Source organism: Amaricoccus sp., assembly GCF_036846665.1.
Classification (GTDB): domain Bacteria; phylum Pseudomonadota; class Alphaproteobacteria; order Rhodobacterales; family Rhodobacteraceae; genus Amaricoccus.
Window position 1 is genome coordinate 1 of record NZ_DAIUBO010000301.1, and the last position, 4,043, is coordinate 4,043.

The window sequence follows — 4,043 nt, forward strand, 5'->3', positions numbered from 1 at the left end:
CCCTCCGCGCTCTTCGACATCCAGATCAAGCGCATCCACGAATACAAGCGCCAGCTGCTCAACATCATCGAGGCGGTGGCGCTCTACGACCAGATCTGCTCGCATCCCGAACGCGACTGGGTGCCGCGGGTCAAGTTCTTCGCCGGCAAGGCGGCGCCGACCTATCACAATGCCAAGCTGATCATCAAACTGGCCAACGACGTCGCCCGGGTGATCAATTCCAATCCTTCCGTGCGCGACGTGCTCAGGGTCGTCTTCATCCCCAACTACAACGTCAGCCTCGCGGAGGTGCTGGTCCCGGCGGCCAATCTCTCCGAGCAGATCTCCACCGCCGGCCTCGAGGCCTCGGGCACCGGCAACATGAAGTTCGCGCTCAACGGCGCGATCACCATCGGCACGCTCGACGGCGCGAACGTCGAGATCCGCGAGCAGGTCGGCGAGGAAAACATCGTGATCTTCGGCCTGACCGCCGAGGAGGTCGCCCAGCGCCGCCAGAACGGCCACAATCCCCGCGCGGCGATCGAGAACTCGCCCGAGCTCAGCCAGGCGCTCAATGCCATCGCCTCCGGCGTCTTCTCGCCCGACGATCCGGGCCGCTACCGCGAGCTGATCGGCGGGCTCTACGACCACGACTGGTTCATGGTCGCCACCGATTTCGACGCCTATGCCGCCGCCCAGCGCGAGGTCGATGCGATCTGGAAGGATTCCGCGCGCTGGCGGCAGATGGCGATCCTGAACACCGCGCGCATGGGCTGGTTCTCCTCCGACCGCACCATCCGGCAATATTCGCGAGACATCTGGGACATTCCCCTTTAGCCTTGGGCCGAGCAGCTCCGGGGGACATGCGTCCATGAAGAAGGGACAGAAGAAGCCTGCGGCCGCGACGGAGAAGGGGGCGTCCCGCCTCGACGACGCAACCGTCGCGGCCATCGTCACCGGAACCCATCCCGATCCCTTCGCGGTGCTCGGCCTTCAGGGCGAGGGGCGGCTGACCGCCCGCGCCTTCATCGACGGCGCCGAGGAGGTCGAGGCCTTCACGCTCGCGGGCAAGTCCGCGGGCACGCTCGAACGCCGCCACCCTGCGGGCTTCTTCGAAGGGCCGCTGCGCATCCGCAAGCGCCAGCCGCTGAAGTACCGGGCCCGCAACGCCGGCGGCGAATGGTGGGTGATCGATCCCTATTCCTTCGGCCCGGTGCTCGGACCGATGGACGACTACTACATCGGCGAGGGCAGCCACCTGCGGCTCTTCGACAAGCTCGGCGCCCATCCGATCCACCACGAGGGCGCGGAGGGCGTGCATTTCGCCGTCTGGGCGCCGAACGCGCGGCGGGTCTCGGTCGTCGGGCCGTTCAATGCCTGGGACGGCCGCCGCCATGTGATGCGCCTGCGGCAGGACACCGGCATCTGGGAGATCTTCCTGCCGGAGGTCGCGGTCGGCGCGCCCTACAAATACGAAATCGTCGGCCGCGACGGGGTGCGCCTGCCGCTCAAGGCCGATCCCTTCGCCCGCGCCTCCGAGTTCCGCCCCGCGACCGCCTCGGTGGTCGCGCCCTGGCTCGACCACGACTGGGGCGACGCCGCCCACCGCGAGTTCTGGGCCGCGGCCGACGCCCGCCGCCAGCCGGTCTCCATCTACGAGGTCCATGCCGGCTCCTGGGCGCGCCACGACGACGGCCGCTTCCTCAGCTGGGACGAACTGGGCGAGCGGCTGATTCCCTACGTCGTCGACATGGGCTTCACCCATATCGAGTTCCTCCCGGTCGCCGAACACCCCTACGACCCCTCCTGGGGATACCAGACCACCGGCCTCTTCGCCCCCTCCGCCCGCTTCGGCCCGCCCGAGGGCTTCGCGCGATTCGTCGACGGGGCGCATCGCGCCGGGATCGGCATCATCCTCGACTGGGTGCCGGCGCATTTTCCCACCGATGCCCACGGGCTGGGGCGCTTCGACGGCACCGCGCTCTACGAGCATGCCGATCCGCGCCAGGGATTCCATCCCGACTGGAACACGCTGATCTACAATTTCGGCCGCCGCGAGGTGGTGAGCTTTCTTGTCAACAACGCGCTCTACTGGTCTGAAAAGTTTCACATCGACGGGCTCCGCGTCGATGCCGTCGCCTCGATGCTCTACCTCGATTATTCCCGCAAGGAGGGCGAGTGGATCCCCAACCGCTTCGGCGGGCGCGAGAATCTCGAGGCGGTCGAGTTCCTCCAGGCGGCCAATCGCGCGGTCTATGCCAGCCACCCCGGCACCATGATGATCGCCGAGGAATCCACCTCCTGGCCCAAGGTCAGCGCGCCGGTGCACGAGGGCGGCCTCGGCTTCGGCTTCAAGTGGAACATGGGCTTCATGCACGACACGCTGCAATACATGGCCCGCGACCCGATCCACCGCCGATACCACCACAACGACCTGACCTTCGGCCTGCTCTACGCCTTCTCGGAGAATTTCGTCCTGCCGCTCAGCCATGACGAGGTGGTGCACGGCAAGGGCTCGCTGATCGCCAAGATGTCGGGCGACCCCTGGCAGAAATTCGCCAACCTGCGGGCCTATTACGCCTTCATGTGGGGCTATCCCGGCAAGAAGCTGATCTTCATGGGCCAGGAATTCGCGCAGGGCCGCGAATGGTCCGAGGCCCGCGGTCTAGACTGGGAGCAGACGGGGATCCCGGCGCACAAGGGCGTGCAGGATCTGATGCGCGACCTCAACCGCCTCTACCGGGACACGCCGGCGCTGCACGCGCGCGACTGCGAGGGCGAGGGCTTCGAATGGCTGCTCGCCGACGAGAGCCGCACCTCGGTCTATGCCTGGATCCGCAAGGCCCCGGAGGCGCCGCCCGTGGCGGTGATCGCCAATTTCACCCCGGTCCCGCACCAGGGCTACCGGGTGCCCCTGCCCGCGGCGGGCCGCTGGCGCGAGATCCTCAACACCGACGCCGCCCCCTACGGCGGCAGCGGCATGGGCAACCTCGGCGGGGTCCTGGCCGCCGAGGATCCGCAGGGCATCGCCGCGCCGGTGAACCTGCCGCCGCTTGCCACGCTCTGGCTTGAATTCGACCCCGCTTCGTGAATGCTGGCGATGCGATAAAACCGGGGAGGGACATCATGGAAAACCACAGGCAACCCCTTGCTCGCGACGCCATGGCCTATGTGCTGGCCGGTGGGCGAGGCAGCCGCCTCAAGGAACTGACCGACAAGCGCGCCAAGCCCGCGGTCTATTTCGGCGGCAAGACCCGGATCATCGACTTCGCGCTCTCGAACGCGCTCAATTCGGGCATCCGCCGCATCGGGGTCGCGACCCAGTACAAGGCGCACTCCCTCATCCGCCACCTGCAGCGCGGCTGGGACTTCCTGCGCCCCGAACGCAACGAGAGCTTCGACATCCTGCCGGCGAGCCAGCGCGTCTCCGAGACGCAATGGTACGAGGGCACCGCCGACGCGGTCTATCAGAACATCGACATCATCGAGAGCTACGGCCCCGAATTCATGGTCATCCTCGCGGGCGACCACATCTACAAGATGGATTACGAACTGATGCTGCGCCAGCATGTCGACAGCGGCGCGGACGTCACCGTCGGCTGCCTAGAAGTGCCGCGCACGGAGGCCACCGGCTTCGGCGTGATGCATGTCGACACCGAGGACACCATCACCGCCTTCGTCGAGAAGCCCGCCGATCCGCCCGGCATCCCGGGCCAGCCGGACATGGCGCTGGCCTCGATGGGCATCTATGTCTTCCAGACCAGGTTCCTGATGGACCTGCTGCATCGCGACGCCGCCGAGACCGGCTCCAGCCGCGATTTCGGCAAGGACCTGATCCCCTATATCGTGGCGCACGGCAAGGCGGTGGCCCACCGCTTCAGCCAGTCCTGCATCCGCACCAGCTCCGATTCCGGATCCTACTGGCGGGACGTCGGCACGGTCGACGCCTATTGGGCGGCCAATATCGACCTGACGGACGTGATCCCGGAGCTCGACCTCTACGACACCTACTGGCCGATCTGGACCTATGCCGAGATCAAGCCGCCGGCGAAATTCGTGCATGA

Annotated in this window: 3 protein-coding genes; all 3 read left to right on the forward strand. The window is 67.0% G+C overall.

Annotation, left to right across the window (positions count from 1 at the left end; all coding sequences use genetic code 11):
- Window positions 1–816 (forward strand): glycogen/starch/alpha-glucan phosphorylase (locus tag V7050_RS19125; protein ID WP_324411048.1); only part of this gene is annotated, 816 nt, incomplete at its 5' end.
- A gap of 34 nt (window positions 817–850) precedes the next feature.
- Entirely contained in the window at window positions 851–3,070 is a 2,220-nt protein-coding gene (gene glgB / locus V7050_RS19130; RefSeq protein WP_324366541.1) for a 1,4-alpha-glucan branching protein GlgB, read from the forward strand.
- A 35-nt stretch (window positions 3,071–3,105) separates the two neighbouring features.
- Window positions 3,106–4,043, forward strand: a 938-nt coding sequence (gene glgC / locus V7050_RS19135; RefSeq protein WP_324411050.1) for a glucose-1-phosphate adenylyltransferase, incomplete at its 3' end; no start/stop codon positions are given.